The organism is Chloroflexota bacterium, assembly GCA_034717495.1.
Taxonomy (GTDB): Bacteria; Chloroflexota; Anaerolineae; order JAAEKA01; family JAAEKA01; genus JAYELL01.
In genome coordinates, this window is record JAYELL010000042.1 from 1 (window position 1) to 4,004 (window position 4,004).

Annotated in this window: 2 protein-coding genes and 1 pseudogene; all 3 read left to right on the forward strand. The window is 58.8% G+C overall.

What is annotated here, in order from left to right:
• On the forward strand, positions 1–2,543 hold a 2,543-nt coding region (locus U9R25_08640), incomplete at its 5' end, for a DUF6605 domain-containing protein (GenBank protein MEA3335961.1).
• A gap of 325 nt (positions 2,544–2,868) precedes the next feature.
• Positions 2,869–3,030: pseudogene (locus U9R25_08645) on the forward strand (BsuBI/PstI family type II restriction endonuclease).
• A gap of 150 nt (positions 3,031–3,180) precedes the next feature.
• The gene (locus U9R25_08650) at positions 3,181–3,681 is read left to right on the forward strand and encodes a nitroreductase family deazaflavin-dependent oxidoreductase (protein ID MEA3335962.1); all 501 of its coding nucleotides are present in this window, start codon (positions 3,181–3,183) and stop codon (positions 3,679–3,681) included.
• The last annotated feature ends 323 nt before the right edge of the window (positions 3,682–4,004 follow it).

The following is a 4,004-nucleotide window of genomic DNA, read 5'->3' on the forward strand; positions in this document are numbered from 1 at the left end:
TCGATGCGTATCTGGAGGAAAATCCTCAGGAATTATCCCAGGAAGAACGTGAAATCGTAAGAAGTTGGAAGAAATTTGTGCGCGGCGATTTTTACATCAAACGATTGCTCAAGAAATATGCTGTATTAGCACTTCATGATTCGTTCGAAGACATGCTTGCATTTACCCGATTGCCATGTTATGCGAAAGCAGTTCTACTGCCGTTCAAGAACAAAATTGTCTACGACGGAATATTACAAGGGTATTCTATTTCAGCGCTGCTGCTCGGGTTCTTCGCTCTCGCTGCCGCGATGATGCTTCGAAACGCTCAGCAAACCATGCCCGTGGCGCCGGGCAGCGAGAGCGGCCCGCAGGCGGTGCAGTTGACTGTGCCGCCTTTCACCGGCTACAGCGGTCAGATGAGCTATTTCGCGGGCGACGCCATCGACTTCCACATCTCCTCTCCCATCGTCGACAACAGCTACAGGCTATTCGTGTTTCGGGAGGGGGAAACCCGCGAGCTGGTGCACGTCCAGGCGAGCGGTCTGCCGGCCACCGTCAACATCGATCTGACTGACGCCGAGTTCGGCTACGACTGGCCGGCGACCGCCACGATCCCCGGCTCGGTGACCGAGAGCTGGCCCAGCGGCTATTACCTGGCCCGCATCGAAGCAGCCAGCGTGTCCGATCCGCCCTCCGATGCCTGGGGCGAGTACATCCCCTTTATCATCAAACCCAGCCTGCCTTCCGGTCAGATCCTTGTCCAACTCGATACCAACACCTGGCAAGCCTACAACAACCGCTTTGGCCGAAGCTATTACACCGAGCCGCGCACATTCAAGGTCTGCTTCCATCGTCCGATGCGCTGCTTCTCCGCCATGGTGGCCTGGATCGAGGGCGCCACCGGTGAGACAGTTACCACTCGGGCCGGTCACTACCTGCGCTGGCTGGAGCAGAACGGCTATCAGGCGGATGTCGTTGCCAATGAGGACATCCGCGACAACTCGATTCTCAACACGGATAATTACCGGCTCTTCATCTCGGTGGGCCACGACGAGTACTGGGATCACGATATGCGCGACACACTGCAAGCCTTCATCGACGGCGGCGGCAACGCGCTCTTCTTCTCCAGCGACTCGATCTACTACCAGGTGCGCTTCGAGGACAACGGGCACACCATGACATCCTACAAAATACCAGGCCACGCCGAACGCCACGATCCCATGTGGGGCATCGACAACAGTCGGGTGACCACGCACTGGTATCTTCCCCCGGTGAACATCCCTGAGACATCGCTTGTCGGCCTGACCTATCACCTGGGCGGCGTTGGAGTGGGCGGCTACCAGATCTACTACGCCGATGACTGGGCCTTCGAAAACGCCGGCCTCCGGGATGGTGACGTGATCGGAAATTATCCAGACCTGGGCGCGCAGGGCGACGACATCCTGGCCAGGGAGGTGGACGCCACCGAGTGGGAATGGAATTACTCGCTTGGCGTGCCGGTGGTGACAAATACCGCCGTCACCGGCACGCCTGAGAACTTCAAGATCCTTGCCATCCAGGATGACCCGACGTCCGATCCCTCGATCATGGGTTACTATACGAATACGACCGGCGCGACCCTCTTTCATACCGGTACCTGGGATTGGTGGAAGGGGCTGTTCCTGGATGACCCCATGATCGTGCAAATTACCCATAATCTGCTGGCCCATTTGACCGCGGGTGAGACCTCGCCATCCCCGGTCGTGCGACCTGAGTTCACCGAGCGCTCCTTCCGGGACGGTGTTGATGGCTACGCTGGCACCCAGGACACCTATCTCGACCTGGATGTGCCGGATGGCAACTTTGCAGCGCTGGACACGTTGGGCCTGGTCCACGATCGCGCTGGGGACAAACAGGCGGCGCTGGTCAAATTTGATCTGAGTGACATCGAGCCTGGCACTCAGATCGTTTCGGCTCATCTCATGCTCTATGGGTTGAACCTGTCGGCGGGCAGCGAGTTGAAGGTCAGCAAACTGCTCCCATCGGCCCAGTGGCAGGAGTCCCAGGCCACCTGGAACCAGCCCACAGACCAGGCCAGCTGGCCCCATGGCTCGGCCACGATCGGTGCCAGCCTGGAGAACGAGTTTGTCCGTGTGACCGGGCGCGCTATCAGTTTTGAACTGGGCCAGGAGGTGCAGAACTGGGTCGACGATCCGGCTGCTAACCGGGGGATCGCGCTGCGCGGCTATACAGCTTATGACGGCAACTGGGGGCAGACCAATCTGCTCTTCGCCTCGTCGGAACACGCCGACGAATCCTTGCGTCCGGAATTGACGGTGCGTACGGGCACTTGCGTGCTCTTTGGTGACGTGGACAGCGATGGCCAGGTCACCGTGCTCGACATTGCTCTGGTAGCCGATCATTGGGATTCCAGCACCGGTGCACCAGGCAGCAACTACGATCCTCGATTCGACCTGGACGACGACGGCGACGTGGATGTTGTCGACATTGCATTGGTGGCAGGCCAATGGGGCGAAGCATGCAGTATCACCAACTCTTCCAGAAGACAATCCCAATCCTGAAGGAAGATGGCATGTTTTGGTAGGCGGTGTACCCATCCTACTGGACGCTGCCCTTTGCGTCTGAAGCGATCGTTGAGCGCTTCCCTTTCTGCTCCTATCTGAATATACTAATGACCATGGAAGCACTGAGTCACTATAAGATCGATTCAATTTCCGATGCGGTTGCAGTAAAGGGTCTCACAGAGCGTGTAGACCTCTATCGTGTTGATGCATGCCGTAATCTCGATTCAGAGCGGCGGTCCGAAATGGGGCAGTTTTTCACCCCACCCTCTGTTGCTCGGTTCATGGCTTCGTTTTTTGGGGATTGGCCTTGCGTTTCCAGGATGCGCGACCTGGACTGGTTTTTGTTACAGCCTTTCTGACTCGCAGCGACATGGCAAGGTATACCGGAGAAATCTCTTGGGAAACAGAGGTTTGGGTCCAGGAAGCAAGGACGCATCTCATTCACTTCGATGGAAAGCGTTTCCTGGGTCCTTATGACGGCTAGCACCGACTGGCAGTGTTCCAAAAAATACTGGGCCAATCCACAGGCGCTGGCTGCGTCCAACAACCCTTCCAAAGTTTGCGTCGCTTGCCCTGCAGTGGCCAGGCCGGCAACGGAGACATAGTCTCGTACACCCAAAATAAGGAAGCAATCGTGCAAGAACAAACCAGCGCCTCTCGGAAACCTCCCCGCGGCTTACAGCGCCTGCTGTGGCGGGCACCCATCTGGCTCTACAAACTACATCTGGGTGGGCTGCTGGGCCAACGTTTCCTGCTGCTCACCCACACCGGCCGCAAGTCGGGCAAACCCCGCCAGGCTGTGATCGAGATCGACGACTACGACCCGCAAACCAACAGCTATCTCATTGCTTCCGGCTTCGGCCGCCAGTCGGACTGGTACCGCAACATCCGGAAAACACCCCAGGTCATGATCCAGGTAGGGAACAGGCAAATGGCAGCCAGAGCCGAGCCACTCTCGCCGGAACAGTCGGGCGAGGCCATGGTAACCTACGCGCACAAACATCCCACCGCCGCCCGCAACCTGGCGAAAATGATCGGGCTTGATGTGGATGGAAGCGATGAAAGCTATCGGGCTGCGGCGCGCGACCATGTGCCCTTTGTGCGCTTGCATGTCCTGAGCAACGCCGAAGGATAAACCCCCTCGCCCTGTCGGTATATCATTATGTCTCCGCGTTCCGCATCCCCGCGTCCCTCCCTCGCCGTGTCCCCCCTCCCCGTGTCTCTACCTCACGGTACGCCTGCTGGCGGCGTCGCCCCCTCTCCGTGTCTCCGTGTCCCCCCTCTCCGTGTCCCCGCATCCCCCCTCTCCGTGTCCTTCGCTCCCTTCGCGCTTCGTATCCTTACCTCACGGTACGCCTAGCTCCCGCACCGCTTGCTGCCTCTCGGCACGCCTGCTGGCGTAGCGTGCTGGCGCGTGCCCCTTCGCGCCTTCGTGGTCCAAACCCTCTCCGCGTCCCC